General features: G+C 64.7%; 15 protein-coding genes. 9 read left to right on the top strand and 6 right to left on the bottom strand.

The genetic code is table 11. The features are described 5' to 3' along the window. Positions 1–39: 39 nt before the first annotated feature. The 3 genes from BUB39_RS21385 to preA all read left to right on the top strand — a co-directional run bounded on the left by BUB39_RS21385 (position 40) and on the right by preA (position 3,182). Positions 40–270, top strand: a complete 231-nt coding sequence (locus BUB39_RS21385; RefSeq protein ID WP_244540338.1) for a DUF2798 domain-containing protein — start codon at positions 40–42, stop codon at positions 268–270. A gap of 222 nt (positions 271–492) precedes the next feature. Further along, positions 493–1,845, top strand: a complete 1,353-nt coding sequence (locus BUB39_RS21380; RefSeq protein WP_073057851.1) for an NAD(P)-dependent oxidoreductase — start codon at positions 493–495, stop codon at positions 1,843–1,845. A gap of 14 nt (positions 1,846–1,859) precedes the next feature. Further along, entirely contained in the window at positions 1,860–3,182 is a 1,323-nt protein-coding gene (gene preA, locus BUB39_RS21375) for an NAD-dependent dihydropyrimidine dehydrogenase subunit PreA (protein WP_073057849.1), read from the top strand. Positions 3,183–3,238: 56 nt separating this feature from the next. On the opposite strand, the gene BUB39_RS21370 is transcribed toward preA, so the two are convergent. Beyond that, the gene (locus BUB39_RS21370; protein ID WP_073057847.1) at positions 3,239–4,150 is read right to left on the bottom strand and encodes an AraC family transcriptional regulator; all 912 of its coding nucleotides are present in this window, start codon (positions 4,148–4,150) and stop codon (positions 3,239–3,241) included. A gap of 60 nt (positions 4,151–4,210) precedes the next feature. Here BUB39_RS21370 and BUB39_RS21365 point away from each other — a divergent pair, with 60 nt between their 5' ends. Further along, a complete protein-coding gene (locus tag BUB39_RS21365; RefSeq protein ID WP_073057845.1) occupies positions 4,211–4,945 on the top strand; it encodes an SDR family oxidoreductase in 735 nt (244 codons plus the stop codon). Between the two features lie 51 nt (positions 4,946–4,996). Here BUB39_RS21365 and BUB39_RS21360 read toward each other — a convergent pair whose 3' ends face one another. Together BUB39_RS21360 and BUB39_RS21355 are read right to left on the bottom strand one after the other, a co-directional pair. Then, positions 4,997–5,644: a TetR family transcriptional regulator C-terminal domain-containing protein gene (locus BUB39_RS21360; protein ID WP_073057843.1), complete on the bottom strand. Its 648-nt coding sequence runs from the start codon at positions 5,642–5,644 to the stop codon at positions 4,997–4,999. A gap of 131 nt (positions 5,645–5,775) precedes the next feature. Further along, a complete protein-coding gene (locus BUB39_RS21355) occupies positions 5,776–6,318 on the bottom strand; it encodes a GcrA family cell cycle regulator (RefSeq protein ID WP_073057841.1) in 543 nt (180 codons plus the stop codon). A 408-nt stretch (positions 6,319–6,726) separates the two neighbouring features. Here BUB39_RS21355 and BUB39_RS21350 point away from each other — a divergent pair, with 408 nt between their 5' ends. The 3 genes from BUB39_RS21350 to BUB39_RS21340 are packed head-to-tail and all read left to right on the top strand — an operon-like array spanning position 6,727 to position 9,872. After that, complete coding sequence (locus tag BUB39_RS21350; RefSeq protein ID WP_073057839.1) at positions 6,727–7,944, top strand: aspartate aminotransferase family protein; 1,218 nt, start codon at positions 6,727–6,729, stop codon at positions 7,942–7,944. Between the two features lie 10 nt (positions 7,945–7,954). Further along, the gene (argF, locus tag BUB39_RS21345; RefSeq protein ID WP_073057836.1) at positions 7,955–8,875 is read left to right on the top strand and encodes an ornithine carbamoyltransferase; all 921 of its coding nucleotides are present in this window, start codon (positions 7,955–7,957) and stop codon (positions 8,873–8,875) included. A 4-nt stretch (positions 8,876–8,879) separates the two neighbouring features. Beyond that, complete coding sequence (locus tag BUB39_RS21340; protein WP_073057835.1) at positions 8,880–9,872, top strand: Hsp33 family molecular chaperone; 993 nt, start codon at positions 8,880–8,882, stop codon at positions 9,870–9,872. A gap of 114 nt (positions 9,873–9,986) precedes the next feature. Here BUB39_RS21340 and apaG read toward each other — a convergent pair whose 3' ends face one another. Further along, complete coding sequence (gene apaG / locus BUB39_RS21335; RefSeq protein ID WP_073057833.1) at positions 9,987–10,379, bottom strand: Co2+/Mg2+ efflux protein ApaG; 393 nt, start codon at positions 10,377–10,379, stop codon at positions 9,987–9,989. Positions 10,380–10,550: 171 nt separating this feature from the next. Between apaG and mscL the strand changes: the two genes are divergently transcribed. Together mscL and BUB39_RS21325 are read left to right on the top strand one after the other, a co-directional pair. Continuing rightward, a complete protein-coding gene (gene mscL, locus BUB39_RS21330) occupies positions 10,551–10,964 on the top strand; it encodes a large conductance mechanosensitive channel protein MscL (RefSeq protein WP_073057831.1) in 414 nt (137 codons plus the stop codon). 162 nt (positions 10,965–11,126) lie between these two features. Continuing rightward, the gene (locus BUB39_RS21325; RefSeq protein WP_073057829.1) at positions 11,127–12,296 is read left to right on the top strand and encodes a pyridoxal phosphate-dependent aminotransferase; all 1,170 of its coding nucleotides are present in this window, start codon (positions 11,127–11,129) and stop codon (positions 12,294–12,296) included. Between the two features lie 44 nt (positions 12,297–12,340). Here BUB39_RS21325 and hemA read toward each other — a convergent pair whose 3' ends face one another. Next, positions 12,341–13,618 carry a 5-aminolevulinate synthase gene (hemA, locus tag BUB39_RS21320; RefSeq protein ID WP_073057931.1) on the bottom strand — a complete coding sequence of 426 codons (1,278 nt, stop codon included), beginning with the start codon at positions 13,616–13,618 and terminating at the stop codon, positions 12,341–12,343. 248 nt (positions 13,619–13,866) lie between these two features. Further along, entirely contained in the window at positions 13,867–14,541 is a 675-nt protein-coding gene (locus BUB39_RS21315) for a hypothetical protein (protein WP_073057827.1), read from the bottom strand. Positions 14,542–14,586 lie beyond the last annotated feature (45 nt).

The raw sequence follows: 14,586 nt of genomic DNA, 5'->3' as shown, positions 1-14,586 counted from the left end.
GATCATGACGATCCAATCTCCCCGCGCCCCGGCCGCAGAGTGCCTGCCCGCTACGGTGCTCTCGTTTTTCCCTTGATCCTGTCGATCTTCATGTGCGGAACGGTTTCGGCCGTTTCGACGCTGAAGGGGCTGGGCCTCACGCCGGACTTCCCGCTTCGCTGGGCGGTCGCCTGGGGCCTGTCCTGGCTGATCGCCTTCCCCGTCCTGCTCATCATCCTGCCCTTCGTGCGCCGGATCGTCGGGCTGATCGTGGAGCCGGCGGCGCGCTGACACCCTAAGCAGGGCGCTCGATGCGTCCCGCTCAGCCTTCGGGCTGTTCATGCTGCATTTTCGAGCATTCGTAGATTGGAATTGCTCGAATCCACGCCTTGACGGCCGTTCTGGAATTTGTCCAAATGATCAAGAGTTTTCCGGCCGGCGCGACGTCACAGTAAGAGGGCGCGCAGCTGACCGGGCCAGGGATCGGCCGAGGGGCCGCGAGGGAGAGTGATCATGGCGACCAGAGCGCCGGACATCGCTACGGGCCGTTTGTCGCCCGAGCAATATGCCGCCAACTTCAGCGACATCCATCCTCCGCTGGGCCGCCATGAGGCGTTGGTCGAGGCGGATCGCTGCTATTTCTGCTATGATGCACCCTGCGTGAAGGCGTGTCCGACCACCATCGATATTCCGCTCTTCATCCGCCAGATCCTGACCGACAATCCGATCGGCTCGGCGGAGACGATCCTGTCGCAGAACATCCTCGGCGGCATGTGCGCCCGCGTCTGCCCGACCGAGACGCTGTGCGAAGAGGCCTGTGTCCGCGAAGCAGCAGAAGGTAAGCCGGTCAAGATCGGCCTCCTGCAGCGCTATGCCACCGATACGCTGATGGACGAGGAGGGCGAGCAACCCTTCGAACGCGCGGCGCCGACCGGCAAGCGCGTCGCCGTCGTCGGCGGCGGCCCGGCCGGCCTCGCCGCGGCGCACCGTCTCGCCATGCATGGCCACGATGTCGTCATTTATGATGCGCGCCAGAAGGCCGGCGGCCTCAATGAATATGGCATCGCTGCTTACAAGGTGCCGGATGACTTCGCGCAGGACGAGGTCGAATTCATCCTCTCCATCGGCGGCATAACCGTCGAGCATGGCAAGGCGCTTGGCCGCGACGTCCAACTCGCCGATCTTCGGAGCGCCTATGACGCCGTGTTCCTCGGCATGGGCCTTGCCGGCGTCAACGCGCTGGTGCTCGAAGGTGAAACCCTGCCCGGAGTCGCGGATGCCGTCGATTATATCGCCGATCTCCGCCAGGCCGAGGATCTCGGCACGCTGCCGGTCGGTGGCCGTGTGGTGGTGATCGGCGGCGGCATGACGGCGGTAGATGTCGCCGTGCAGTCGAAACGCCTCGGGGCCAAGGAAGTGACGATGGTCTACCGGCGCGGGTCCGACAAGATGGGCGCCTCGCTCTATGAGCAGGAGCTCGCCGCCACCAGCGGCGTCGTGATCCGCACCAACGCCAAGCCGCTGCGCCTCGTCGTCGAGGACGGCCGCGTTGCCGGCATGGTATTCGAGGAGACGGCCGAACTAGACGGACGTCTCGTTGGCACCGGCGCGACCTTCGAGCTGCCCGCCGACATGGTGTTCAAGGCAATCGGCCAGACGCTGGTGCCGGCTGTGCTGAATGGCTCGGCGGAGACGATCGCGCTCGACGGCGGCAAGATCCGCGTCGATGACGAGCGGCGCACGACGCTCGCGGGCGTCTGGGCCGGCGGTGACTGTGCCGCGACCGGCGAGGACCTCACAGTCGCCGCCGTCGCCGATGGTCGCATCGCCGCGGAATCCATTCATCGCGCTTTGAGCGCGGGCTGAGGGAAGGCATCGCCATGGCCAATCTCGCGTCCAACTTCATCGGCATCAAATCGCCGAACCCGTTCTGGCTCGCTTCGGCCCCGCCGACCGACAAGGCTTACAACGTCGTCCGCGCGTTCAAGGATGGCTGGGGCGGCGTTGTCTGGAAGACGCTCGGTACCGATCCGCCTGTCGTCAATGTGTCTGGCCCGCGCTATGGCGCGATCCATTCCAACGACCGTCGCCTGATCGGCCTCAACAATATCGAGCTGATCACCGACCGGCCGCTCGAGATCAATCTGCGCGAGATCAAGGAAGTGAAGCGCGACTGGCCCGATCGCGCGCTGGTCGTCTCGCTGATGGTGCCGTGCGAGGAGCACTACTGGAAAGACATCCTTGCCAAGGTCGAGGAGACCGGCTGCGACGGCATCGAGCTCAATTTCGGCTGTCCGCATGGCATGTCCGAGCGTGGCATGGGCTCATCCGTCGGACAGGTGCCGGAATATGTCGAGATGGTCACGCGCTGGTGCAAGCAGCACAGCCGCATGCCCGTCATCGTCAAGCTGACGCCGAACATCTCCGACATCCGCCAGCCGGCGCGCGCCGCCAAGCGCGGCGGCGCCGATGCCGTCTCGCTGATCAATACGATCTCGTCGATCATCGGCGTCGATATCGACACCTTCTCGCCGCTGCCCTCGATCGATGGCAAGGGCAGCCATGGTGGCTATTGCGGCCCGGCCGTGAAGCCCATCGCGCTCAACATGACCGCCGAGATCGCCCGCGACGCCGAGACCCGCGGCCTGCCGATCTCCGGCATCGGCGGCGTCACGACCTGGCGCGACGCGGTCGAATTCATGGCGCTCGGTGCGGGCAATGTGCAGGTCTGCACCGCGGCCATGACCTATGGCTTCCGCATCGTGCAGGAGATGATCACCGGCCTCTCGGAATATATGGACAGCCACGGCTTCACGTCGGTCGACGAGATCACCGGCCGGGCCGTCGGAAATGTCACCGACTGGCAGTATCTCAACCTCAACTATGTCGCCAAGGCGAGGATCGACCAGGATCTCTGCATCAAGTGCGGCCGCTGCCACATCGCCTGCGAGGACACCTCGCACCAGGCGATCACCTCGATGGTCGACGGCATCCGCCATTTCGAGGTCATCGACGCCGAGTGTGTCGGCTGCAATCTCTGCGTCAATGTCTGCCCGGTTCAGGATTGCATCACGATGGAAGAGATGGTGGCGGGCACAGATCCGCGCACCGGCTTCCCGGTCACCGGCGAATATGCCAACTGGACGACGCATCCGAACAACCCGATGGCCAAGCCCGCCGTGGTGGTAGAGCCGGCAGAATAGCGGCTGGATGGCCCGGGCTTTCTGCGCCGTCAGTCGGCGCAGGACAAGCGCTCGGGTCAGCCTGCGCATTGTCGCGGCGGGACACCGAAATGTCGGCGGAAGGCATGCCCGAAGGCGCTCTCCGACAGGTAGCCGACATCCGCCGCGACGCTTTTGACGCTCTCATGACGTGATGACAGGGCGATACGGGCGCGAGTCATCCGCCAGTTCCGGACATAGGCAAGCGGTGGCAGGCCGACCTGACAGGTGAAGGCTGCCGAGAACGCCGCGCGCGACATCCCCGCCTCAGCTGCGAGATCGGCAACGGTCCAGGACCGTGCGATGTCGCCGTGAAAGCATCGGAGCGCCCGACCGAGGCGTGGGTCTGCCAGTGCTCCGAACCAGCCGCCGATCAGCTCGGGCGCCGAGGTTAATGCCCGGATGGCCTGAACCATCAGAACCTCGGCGAGCCTTGCCGTGACGACTGCGTGGCCCATCGCGGCCGTTGATGTTTCACTATCCAGGAGTGCCAGGACGGCGGCGATCGCTTTTGACTCCGGGGCGGAGCCGGAGATGTGCATCACCGGGGGGAGCAGGTCGAGCAGGAAGCCGCCTGCGCCGGGCGCAAATGAGATCCCTCCGCCAAGCGCAACCGTCTCGTCGCCGCCGAGATGAACCATGTCGTTCCCGTTCGCATAGAGCGGCGCCCCTTCGATCGGCGGCACGGTGGGATCGCTTGCGATCGTGTAGGCGCTGCGGCCGATCAGGCAGCAATCCCCCGCCACGATCCGCAGCGGAGAGAGGCCGGGCAGGATCAGCCAGCCCGTTCCGCGGAGTTGCGCGACGAACTTCAGCCGCTTGAGGGCCGGAAAGGACAATGCCCATTCGCCGGCCCCCTCGAAACGCGTCGTTCGGGTCGGACGCGCCTCAAGCACAGAGAGGACATCTGAAAGAGGGTCCGCGATTCGAGACGATTGCGAGAGATTCATGGCGTTCTGAGCATAGATCGTCTGATGCCGAGTGACTACCTTTGCTGAAAGGAGATCAATATGGGCATCAGCGGTAAGGTTGTGATCATCACCGGGGCGAGCAGCGGTATCGGCCGTGCGACGGCCCTGCATCTGGCGGAGGCTGGGGCGACGGTGGTTCTCGGGGCCCGACGCGAGGACGCGCTGGCCGAAATCGCCGGCGGCATCATCGCGGCAGGAGGACGCGCATTCTATAAGGCGACGGATGTGCGCGTCCGTGCCGACCTGGAGGCGCTCGTGCAGCATGCGGTCGACCACGCGGGCCGCCTCGATGTCATCGTCAACAATGCTGGCATCAGTCCGATCTCGCGCTTTGACGCCCTGCGGGTCGAGGATTGGGACGCGATGATCGACGTCAATCTCCGAGGCACGCTCCATGGTATCGCCGCAGCGCTGCCGATCTTTGAACGCCAGCGAAGCGGCCATGTCGTCAACGTCGTCTCGACGGCCGGTATCAAGATCGTGCCGACCATGGGCGTCTACGCTGCCACCAAGAATGCCGTACGCACCATCAGCGAGGCCCTGAGGCAGGAGTCAGGCCCGCATCTGCGGGTTACGGAAGTGTCACCGGGCATGATCGCAACCAATCTGGGCGACTCGGTTTCGGACACGGCGGTTAGGGGGGCGCTGGCAGCCCGTCTCGGGGCGATGGCCATATCGCCAACCGCGATCGCCAGGGGGATCGCATTTGCGATTGATCAGCCTGACGATGTCGAGGTTGGCAGTATCGTCATCAGACCCACGGCCCAGGACTGAGACGGCCGAAGTGGAGCAATCTGCGGTCGAGCCGATGGCCGCCGGTGGGTGCTATCGCCGGAAGATTCCGCCGAGTATCACGTCTTCGAGGGCGCGCGTCGCGGCCTCGAAGTGGCGGTCGTCCGTCGCCTTGTCGCCGAGCACAGAGCGAATCTGGACCTCGAAGTCGGCATAATGCTGCGTCGTCGCCCAGACCATGAAGATGAGGTGATAGGGATCGACAGGCGCCATGCGGCCTTCGGCGATCCAGCGCTGCATCAGGGCAGCCTTCTCGTCGACAAGCGATTTGAGGCGCGTGCCGAGGATGAGCCCGAGCACCGGTGCGCCCTGCAGCATCTCCATGGCATAGAGGCGGGAAGCCTTCGGATTGTCGCGCGACATTTCGAGCTTGCGGTCGATATAGACGCGCAACTCTCCGCGCGGATCATCACCCGCACCGAGCGCCTCAAGCGGCTGCAGCCAGGCCTCGAGCGTGCGCTTCAGCACCGACAGGTAAATGTCGTCCTTGCGGCGAAAATAATAGAGGAGGTTCGGCTTGGTCATGCCGGCACCGGCCGCGATCTGGTCGATCGTCGAGCCGCGCAGGCCATAGCTCGAAAAGACCTCGAGCGCCGCATCGAGGATGCGCTGCTCGTTCGCTTCCTGGATGCGCGTGCGCTTCTTGGTATGGTGGGCGCGCGCCGGCTCGGCGGGATTCATCACGGGCGACGGCGCCTTCCCTCTGACCATGGGTCGACAGTTTCGCCGATTTCGCGCCACGATCAAGCGGCCGGCCGTGGGCATTGTTCCTCCGGCCGCGAGGCCGCCGGAGGAACGGAATCAAAGGCGGCTCAGGCGCCGACCATCACCTTGCGCTCGCGCCTGCGGTCATGGACCGGCTGGTAGGCGATGCGCGAGTGATATTCGCAGTAGGGAATGCCGCTGCCCGAACGCTGGCCGCAGAAATGGAAGTCCTCGGTGCTCGGATCGCCGATCGGCCATTTGCAGGTCTGCTCGGTGAGCGTCAGGATCGTCGCATGCAGGCTGATCGGCACCACGACGGAGTCCGAGGCCTCGGCGCGCATCGCGCGGCGCGGTTCGGGCGCGGTCTGCACCAGCGGTTTCAACGCGGTGTTGCCGGCGACCAGCGGCCGGGCCGTCGGCGCTACGCCCCGCGGGGCGATGCCGGTGCGACCAGTCGCTACGGCGGGCTTCCGGGCGCGGGCGGTCGGCGCGGAGGCCGGTTTTGCCCTTCCGGACAGGCTCAGCCGGTGCACCTTGCCGATCACGGCATTGCGCGTTACCCCGCCGAGCTCGGTTGCGATCTGACTGGCACTTAGCCCGTCGATCCAGAGCTTCTTCAGCAACTCAACCCGTTCGTCCGTCCAAGTCATAGCAAATCCTTGTCCGTCGGAGAGACAGCCCGAATCCCTGATGAACGCCGTCCTGGACTGCGGACGACGACAGACTCGACACATTGTTCAGGGAGGACTGTCGCTCGATATTTCGTATCTTAACGAGCGTTAAGCTACTATATGGCGTGACTCTCTGACAAGAGTCGGGGGGAATCGCGGCGACTGTTCTTGCTGTTTTCCCCAGCTAAGGCCTGCCGAGCGGAAGTTTGAGTCGCGTCAATCGCTTAGCCGCCTGCGCGGCTGTGGATGGCTGCCCTCCATTGACAGAAAACGTCACGACCGTGATATAAGGGCAACGCAAAAAGGTGCTGCCCGGCGCGACGGCCTCGGGTGGCACCTTTGGTTTTTTAGCATCCGGCAATCTGCGGCCAGACCCGAGGAGGGCAAATGAGCGCCCCCGCATCCAGCGTACCCACGGCTTCCAACGCCCTGTTCGACACATTCGCGCGCGCCCCGCTCGCATTCGAACGAGGCGAGGGCGCATGGCTCTTCACGCCCGAGGGCGAGGCCTATCTCGATTTCTCCGCCGGCATTGCGGTCAATTCGCTTGGACACGCCAACCCGACGCTCGTCGCTGCCTTGACCGAGCAGGCCGGCAAGCTGTGGCATACCTCGAACCTGTTCCGCATTCCGGGCCAGGAGCGTCTTGCCGAGCGGCTGGTGGATGCGAGCTTCGCCGACCGGGTGTTCTTCGCCAATTCGGGCGCGGAAGCCAATGAGTGCGCGATCAAGACGGCGCGGCGCTACCACTATGTGAGCGGCCGTCCCGAGCGCTACCATATCGTCACGGTCGAAGGCGCCTTCCATGGCCGGACGCTCGCGACCCTCGCGGCAGGCGGTCAGCAGAAATATCTCGACGGCTTCGGTCCGAAGGCCGACGGCTTCGACCAGGTCGCATTTGGCGACATTTCGCTCGTCAAGGCTGCTGTGACGCCTGAGACGGCTGCGATCATGATCGAGCCGATCCAGGGCGAGGGCGGCGTGCGCGCCTTCTCCAACGGCTTCCTGCGCGAATTGCGCACTCTTTGCGACGCCGAGGGCCTGCTGCTGATCATGGACGAGGTTCAGACCGGGGTTGGACGCACCGGCAAGCTGTTCGCTTATGAGTGGACCGGCATCACGCCGGATATCCTCACTCTGGCGAAGGGCATCGGCGGCGGCTTTCCGCTCGGCGCCTGCCTTGCGACCAACGAGGCCGCCAAGGGCATGACGCCGGGCACGCATGGCACGACCTTCGGCGGCAATCCGCTGGCCATGGCCGTCGGCAATGCAGTGCTCGACGTGGTTCTGGCGGATGGTTTCCTGGATCACGTGCGCGAGACCGGCATTTATCTGAAGCAGCGCCTTGCGGCGCTGGTCGACCAGCATCCGGATGTTTTCGATGGCGTCCGCGGCGAGGGACTGCTTGTCGGCCTGCATGGCGTCAAGCCGGCGCCGGAGATCGTCGCTGCGCTGCGCGCGCAGCATATGCTGGTTGCGGGTGCCGGCGACAATGTCGTGCGCCTGCTGCCGCCGCTCACCGTCGGCCGCGAGGAGGTCGATGCCGCGGTCGCGAAGCTCGAAGCGGCGGCAGCGGCCCTGACGCCGGCGCGGCTCGAAGCCTGATCGGACCATCATGACCAGGCATTTTCTCGATCTCGCCGATTTCGATTCAGCGACTCTGAACGGCATTCTCGACCGCGCGCGGACGCTGCGCGCGGCGCGCGATGGCGCGCGTGACGGTGTCGGGCCGCTGGCCGGCAAGGTGCTGGCGCTCGTCTTCGAACAGCCCTCGACCCGCACCCGCGTTTCGTTCGATGTCGGCATGCGCGAACTCGGCGGCCAGACCTTGATGCTGACTGGCGCCGAGATGCAACTTGGCCGCGGCGAGACCATCGCCGACACCGCGCGCGTCATGTCGCGCTATGTCGACGGCATCATGATCCGGATCCTCGACCAGGATGCGCTGGCCGAGCTCGCGGCCAACGCCACGGTTCCGGTGATCAACGGGCTCACCCGCCGGTCCCATCCCTGCCAGGTGATGGCCGACATTCTGACCTTCGAGGACCATCGTGGTCCGATCAAGGGCCGCACGGTGGCCTGGGTCGGCGACAGCAACAATGTGCTTGCCTCCTGGGTCCATGCTGCCGCACGTTTCGACTTCAGCCTGAAGATCGCGACGCCCCCCGAACTTGCGCCCTCGCGCCGCCTGCTCGATTGGGCACGCACGGCCAATGCGGCCGTTGTCGCCGGCGAGGAAGCCGAATGGGCCGCCGCCGATGCGGACTGCATCGTCACGGACACCTGGGTTTCGATGGGCGACAGCGAGGCCGAGCGGCGTCACAACCTGCTGAAGCCCTATCAGGTCAATGCGCGGTTGATGGGGCGCGCCCGCCAGGATGCGATCTTTATGCATTGCCTGCCCGCCCATCGCGGCGAGGAGGTGACGGCTGAGGTCATGGACGGTCCGCAATCGGTCGTGTTTGACGAAGCCGAAAACCGCCTGCACGCGCAGAAGGGCATTCTTGCCTGGGCGATGGGCGGCGAGACGGAGTAGCCTAATGTCGGAAATCGGAAATCTCGGGCCCCGCTCGGTCCAGCCGGCGGGCGATGATGCCGTGCTGCCCTTCGAGGTCGAAGGCCTCGACGTGCGCGGCCGCGTCATTCAGATGGGGCCGGCCCTTTCGTCTATGCTAGCCCGGCATGATTATCCGCCGCCGGTTTCCAAGCTGCTTGGCGAGGCGATCGTGCTTGGCGTTCTGCTCGGCTCGTCGCTGAAATTCGAGGGGCAGTTCCTGCTGCAGACACAGACTGACGGGCCGGTCGACATGCTCGTCGTCGACTTTCGCACGCCTGGTAATCTCAGGGCCTATGCCCGTTTCGATGCCGAGCGGGTGGCGGAGATGGAGGCCGAGGGCACGCTCGAGCCGGCTGCTCTGCTCGGCAACGGCATCCTCGCCATGACGATCGACCAGGGCGTTCACACCAGCCGCTATCAGGGCATCGTCTCTCTCGACGGTTCCAGCCTCGAGGATGTGGCGCACACTTATTTCGCGCAGTCGGAGCAGATTCCGACGGCCGTCCGCCTCGCGGTCGCCGAGATGATGACCCGCGAGGACGGCAAGGTGGCACATAGCTGGCGTGCCGGCGGCCTGCTGGTTCAGTTCTTGCCGCAATCCGAGGATCGCATGCGGCAGCGCGATTTGCCCGGTGGCGATGCGCCCGGCGGTCTCGACGATGAAGACGAAGATGACGACGACGCCTGGGTCGAGGCGAAGTCGCTGGTCAGCACGACGGAAGATCACGAACTGATCGATCCGGAAGTGCCGGCCGAGCGGCTGCTCTATCGTCTCTTCCATGAGCGTGGCGTGCGCGTCTTCGATCCGACGGCTGTGCGCGACCAGTGTTCCTGCTCGCGCGAGCGCATCGTCGGCGTGCTCCGCTCATTCTCCGCCGAGGAGATCACGGAATCGATCGAGGACGGCGCGATCACCGTGACCTGCGAATTCTGCGGCCTCAAATACAACTTCGACCCGGCCGAATTCCTGTCCTAGAGCATCGGACCGAAGAGTGGAATCCGGGTTTCGGGAGAATCCGATGCGAAAGCAAAGAGCTAGATCGCCGCTTGAGCGTCCGCCAGGACGTCTGGCGATCTAGCCCGCCGGGGGTCAGTGGACGATCCGGACCTGGTTGGGGAGGTCGAGAGAAAAGGCCGGGATCTCGACCACGAACATCTCGCCGCCGTCTGTCTGCATCTGATAGGTGCCCACCATGATGCCGGATGGCGTGGTGAGCGGACAACCGCTGGTATATTCGAAGCTCTCGCCGGGCTTCAGCGTCGGTTCCTTGCCGACCACGCCGCGCCCGCGCACTTCCTCGGTACGGCCGGCTGCATCGGTGATGCGCCAGAAGCGCGAGCGGAGTTGCACGCTTTCGAGCCCGAGATTGACGATTTCGATATGGTAGGCCCAGACATAGCGGCCATCGCCGGGTGAGGATTCGTCCTCGATGAAACTAGGCTCGACCGTGACCTGGATCGATCGCGTGACGGCACGGTACATCGGCGGCGCTCCTGCTGGAGAGCGGCTCATAATCGAAATCGGATCGCGCCGTCAACATTGCGCAATCAGGACGCTGTGATGTCGCTTCCTTGTCACCGCTGCACGCTCCGCTAGAGTTACGGATCGAGCGGCGCGAAACCCGGATTCGCCGAAAAAAGAAGGGCAACGGAAATGCTGAAGGAATTTCGAGAATTCGCCTTGCGCGGCAACATGGTCGATCTCGCGATCGGTATCATCATCGGTGCCGCCTTCAGCGGGCTGGTCCAGTCGATCGTCAATGACATCATTATGCCGATCATCGGGCGGATCACCGGTGGCATCGACTTCACCAACAAATACATACAGCTCGCCGGCGATCCGCAGCCGACGCTCGATGCGGCCCGCAAGGCCGGCGCGACCATCGCCTATGGCAACTTCCTGACGCTGGTGATCAACTTCATCATCATCGCCTGGATCCTGTTCATGATCGTCAAGGGCATGAACACGATGAAGCGCCAGCAGAAGGCCGATCCCGCCCCCGCAGCCACCCCAGAAGACGTGGCCCTGCTCCGGGAAATCCGCGACCTCCTCGCTACCCGCAAATAGTCACGTTCGGCTGTTTTCGGCTTTGGATTGATCGGGGCCAGCGGCGGACGCCTGTGATGCTGGTTACAGCGTCAGCCGACCGTTCTTGCTCAACTAGACCGCTTTCGGCTGTGAATGCGGCCGCTGCACTGTCTGTCGGGATCGGAACCGCTGTTGAAGAGAATGACCGCCAAGGACCGGCTTCGGCCGGAGGCTCACGGTGCCCCGGAAAGCGGGATCGTCGAGGTCTTCAATTATGGCCGCGGCCGTGAGGGACTGATCCCGCTCTGGGTCGGTGAGGGTGACCTCGCGACGCCGGACTTCATTGCCGATGCCGCGCGGGCCGGGCTCGATGACGGCGAGACGTTCTACACCCATCAGCGCGGTATCCCCGAACTGCGCGAGGCCATTGCCCGCTATCACGAGCGTCTCTATGAACGCCCGTTCGATTCCGAGCGCTTTTTCGTCACCTCGGGCGGCATGCCGGCGATACAGCTTGCCCTCCGCATGGTGGCTGGACAGGGTGACGAGGTTGTCATTCCGACGCCGGCCTGGCCGAATTTCGGTGCGGCGACCGAAGTCGGCGGCGCGCGCGCCGTGCCGGTGCCGATGCAGTTCGGCAATGCCGGCTGGATGCTCGACCTTGATCGCTATTTCGACGCGGTGACGGACCGGACCACGGCGCTGTTCCTGAATTCGCCCTGCAATCCGACCGGCTGGACCGCGACGCGCGAGGAATTGGTGGCGATCCGCGATTTCGCGCGCGAGAGGGGACTTTGGATCATCGCCGACGAAGTCTACACGCGCTTCGTCTATCAGGGCGACCGGGCGCCGTCCTTCTACGATGTCACCGAGCCGGACGAACCGGTCCTCTATGTGAACACGCTTTCCAAGAACTGGGCGATGACGGGCTGGCGCGTCGGCTGGCTCGCGGCGCCGCCGCGCTACGGACAAACCATCGAGAATCTCATCCAGTATTCGAGCTCGGGCACGCCGAAATTCCTGCAGCGCGGCGCGGTCGCGGCGCTCGATCGCGGCGACCACTTCATAGAATTTCAGCGCGACCGCGCCATGGCGGCGCGCGAAATCGTCTGTCTCGGTCTGGAGGCGACTGGCCGCGTGCGCTTCACTTGGCCGAAGGGCGCCTTCTACCTGTTCTTTTCGGTGGACGGCGAGGCGGATACGCGGAAGCTCGGCCTGCGGCTCGTCGATGAGGCGAATGTCGGCCTCGCACCCGGCGATGCGTTTGGAGCCGCCGGCGCCGGTTTCATGCGCATGTGCTTCCTGCGCAATCCGGATCAGGTCGCGGCGGCGACGGATCTCCTGGCCGACTGGCTGGTCGACCGGGACTAGGCGGACGGGCCTCGCTCGTCCTGCCTTTCGGCGTTGCGACGCGTTTAGCCGCCGGAGGCCGAGACCGCCAGGCGCTCGACGCCTTCCATCGCGCGCTGCGGGATCGCCGGCGTGCGGCCGAGCGGTAGCCACAGGCGACGCCAGACATCGACCAGCGCATCGCGCAGACCGAGGATCAGCGCCTCGTCGTGACAGGGCGTCGGCGTGATGCGCAGCCGCTCCGTGCCGCGCGGCACGGTCGGGTAATTGATCGGCTGGATATAGATGCCATGCTCTTCCAGCAGCATGTCCGAAGCCTTCTTGCAAAGGTCCGGATTGCCGACGAACAGCGGCACGATATGCGTTTCCGACGGCATTACCGGCAGGCCGGCGTGGATCAGCACCGATTTGGTGCGCTGGGCATAATGCTGCTGCAGGGCGCGCTCGGTCTGCGACGCCTTGAGGTGGCGGATCGATGCAGTCGCGGCAGCGGCGATCGCCGGCGGCAGCGCGGTGGTGAAGATGAAGCCGGGCGCGTAGGATCGCACCGCGTCGACGATGGCGCGGCTCGCGGTGATATAACCGCCGAGCGCCCCGAACGCCTTGGCGAGTGTGCCCTCGATCACGTCGATCCGGTGCATGACGCCGTCGCGCTCGGCAATGCCGGCGCCGCGCGGGCCATACATGCCGACAGCGTGCACTTCGTCGATATAGGTCATCGCGCCGTATTTCTCGGCGAGATCGCAGATCCCAGCGATCGGCGCGACGTCGCCGTCCATCGAATAGACGCTCTCGAACACGATCAGCTTGGCGCGGCCGGGCGCCGTCTCGGCCAGAAGTTCCTCGAGATGATCGAGATCGTTATGGCGGAAGATCTTTTTCTGCGCACCGGAGCGACGCACGCCCTCGATCATCGAGGCGTGGTTGAGCTCGTCCGAGAAGATGACGCAATCGGGCAGCAGGCGGGCGAGGGTCGAGATGGCCGCTTCGTTGGAAACGAAGCCCGAGGTGAAGACGAGGCCGGCTTCCTTGCCGTGCAGGTCGGCGAGCTCATGCTCCAGCTCGACCAGCGGATGGGTCGTGCCCGAGATGTTGCGCGTTCCGCCGGCACCGGCGCCCATGCCCTGTGCCGCGGCAACCATCGCGCCGACGACATCGGGATGTTGGCCCATGCCAAGATAGTCATTCGAGCACCAGACGGTGATTTCACGCGCGCCGCGCTCGGAGCGCCAGACCGCATGCGGGAAGCGGCCTACGATCCGTTCGAGATCGGCGAAGACACGGTACCGCTTCTCGCTGTGAAGCGCCTCGATCGCATCGATGAAGAACGACTGGTAGTCCATGAAATCGGCCTGCTGATTGGAAGAGCTGCAAACTAGCGGAGGGCGTCGAACCTGTCCAATGGAGGCAGCGAGCGTCGGCATTCACTTATCCGTCACTAGCCCCGCCGGACCGTCGGTGCCATGGCGCAAATTAGCGCATCCATCGAGCGCCGGTTTGATCGAAATCACAAGGGGCGCGTGGCAGGCCCCGGAAACAGCGATGCCGGCGCAAGGCCGGCATCGCAAGGATCAGTCGGTCAGGGGGTGGATCAGAACGAGTATTTGACCGCGGCAGTCAGGTTGATCTTGTCGCCATAATAGCCATCGCCAGTGTTCTTCCAGGAATAGCCGGCATTCAGGTTGAGCTTGGCGGCGTCGCTGAAGGCATAAGTGAGGCCCGTCGAGACCTTCGGCGTCTGCCACTGATAGTCGAACGCATCGCGCCAGCGGGCGTTGAAGATGTTCCAGGTCCACTGCTTGTTCAGCTTGAGATCGCCGGCGAGATAGAGCGCGTAATAGGCGGCTGTCGAGGTGCCGTCGTCGCCGAGGCCCGTCGCGTCCCAGGTGACGCCGAGGGCGGCCTGCGGCGACAGCGAGAAGTCGCCGAACTTGAACTTATAGGCGACGCCAGCTTCGCCGTAATACTGCTCGGTGCTGTTGTTCTTCAGCGTCGCCTGCAGCGAGGTGTTCAGCGTCCAGTTGTCGTAGAACAGATAGCCGAGGCTGGCCTTGATGGCCGTGTCGGCATAGTCGCCGGCCTTGTTGGAGCCCTTGCTGACCGCGTAGAATTCCGGGCTGACCTCGAGGCCGGCCGTCCAGTTCAGCGTCGGGTTGGGCGACTTGACCGGCCCGAGATCGGCGGCGGCAGTCAGGTCGGCGGCGATGGCCGGGGAAGCCAGCATCAGGGCCGGCAGCACGAGCGCCAGCTTCGAAAAAGCCTTCATGGGATCAACCCTTGTTCCATGTTCCGCTCGCCGGCGTTGGGGGGA

This window comes from Kaistia soli DSM 19436, from assembly GCF_900129325.1.
In the GTDB taxonomy this organism is placed as follows: Bacteria; Pseudomonadota; Alphaproteobacteria; order Rhizobiales; family Kaistiaceae; genus Kaistia; species Kaistia soli.
This window is presented reverse-complemented; position numbering and strand designations above follow the sequence as displayed.

Coding starts and splice junctions, on each gene's coding strand:
- argF (WP_073057836.1), top strand. CDS start 7,955: ATGACCAGGCATTTTCTCGATCTCGCCGATTTCGATTCAGCGACTCTG.
- preA (WP_073057849.1), top strand. CDS start 1,860: ATGGCCAATCTCGCGTCCAACTTCATCGGCATCAAATCGCCGAACCCG.
- BUB39_RS21325 (WP_073057829.1), top strand. CDS start 11,127: ATGACCGCCAAGGACCGGCTTCGGCCGGAGGCTCACGGTGCCCCGGAA.
- mscL (WP_073057831.1), top strand. CDS start 10,551: ATGCTGAAGGAATTTCGAGAATTCGCCTTGCGCGGCAACATGGTCGAT.
- hemA (WP_073057931.1), bottom strand. CDS start 13,618: ATGGACTACCAGTCGTTCTTCATCGATGCGATCGAGGCGCTTCACAGC.
- BUB39_RS21360 (WP_073057843.1), bottom strand. CDS start 5,644: ATGAATCCCGCCGAGCCGGCGCGCGCCCACCATACCAAGAAGCGCACG.
- apaG (WP_073057833.1), bottom strand. CDS start 10,379: ATGTACCGTGCCGTCACGCGATCGATCCAGGTCACGGTCGAGCCTAGT.
- BUB39_RS21340 (WP_073057835.1), top strand. CDS start 8,880: ATGTCGGAAATCGGAAATCTCGGGCCCCGCTCGGTCCAGCCGGCGGGC.
- BUB39_RS21370 (WP_073057847.1), bottom strand. CDS start 4,150: ATGAATCTCTCGCAATCGTCTCGAATCGCGGACCCTCTTTCAGATGTC.
- BUB39_RS21365 (WP_073057845.1), top strand. CDS start 4,211: ATGGGCATCAGCGGTAAGGTTGTGATCATCACCGGGGCGAGCAGCGGT.
- BUB39_RS21380 (WP_073057851.1), top strand. CDS start 493: ATGGCGACCAGAGCGCCGGACATCGCTACGGGCCGTTTGTCGCCCGAG.
- BUB39_RS21355 (WP_073057841.1), bottom strand. CDS start 6,318: ATGACTTGGACGGACGAACGGGTTGAGTTGCTGAAGAAGCTCTGGATC.
- BUB39_RS21350 (WP_073057839.1), top strand. CDS start 6,727: ATGAGCGCCCCCGCATCCAGCGTACCCACGGCTTCCAACGCCCTGTTC.
- BUB39_RS21315 (WP_073057827.1), bottom strand. CDS start 14,541: ATGAAGGCTTTTTCGAAGCTGGCGCTCGTGCTGCCGGCCCTGATGCTG.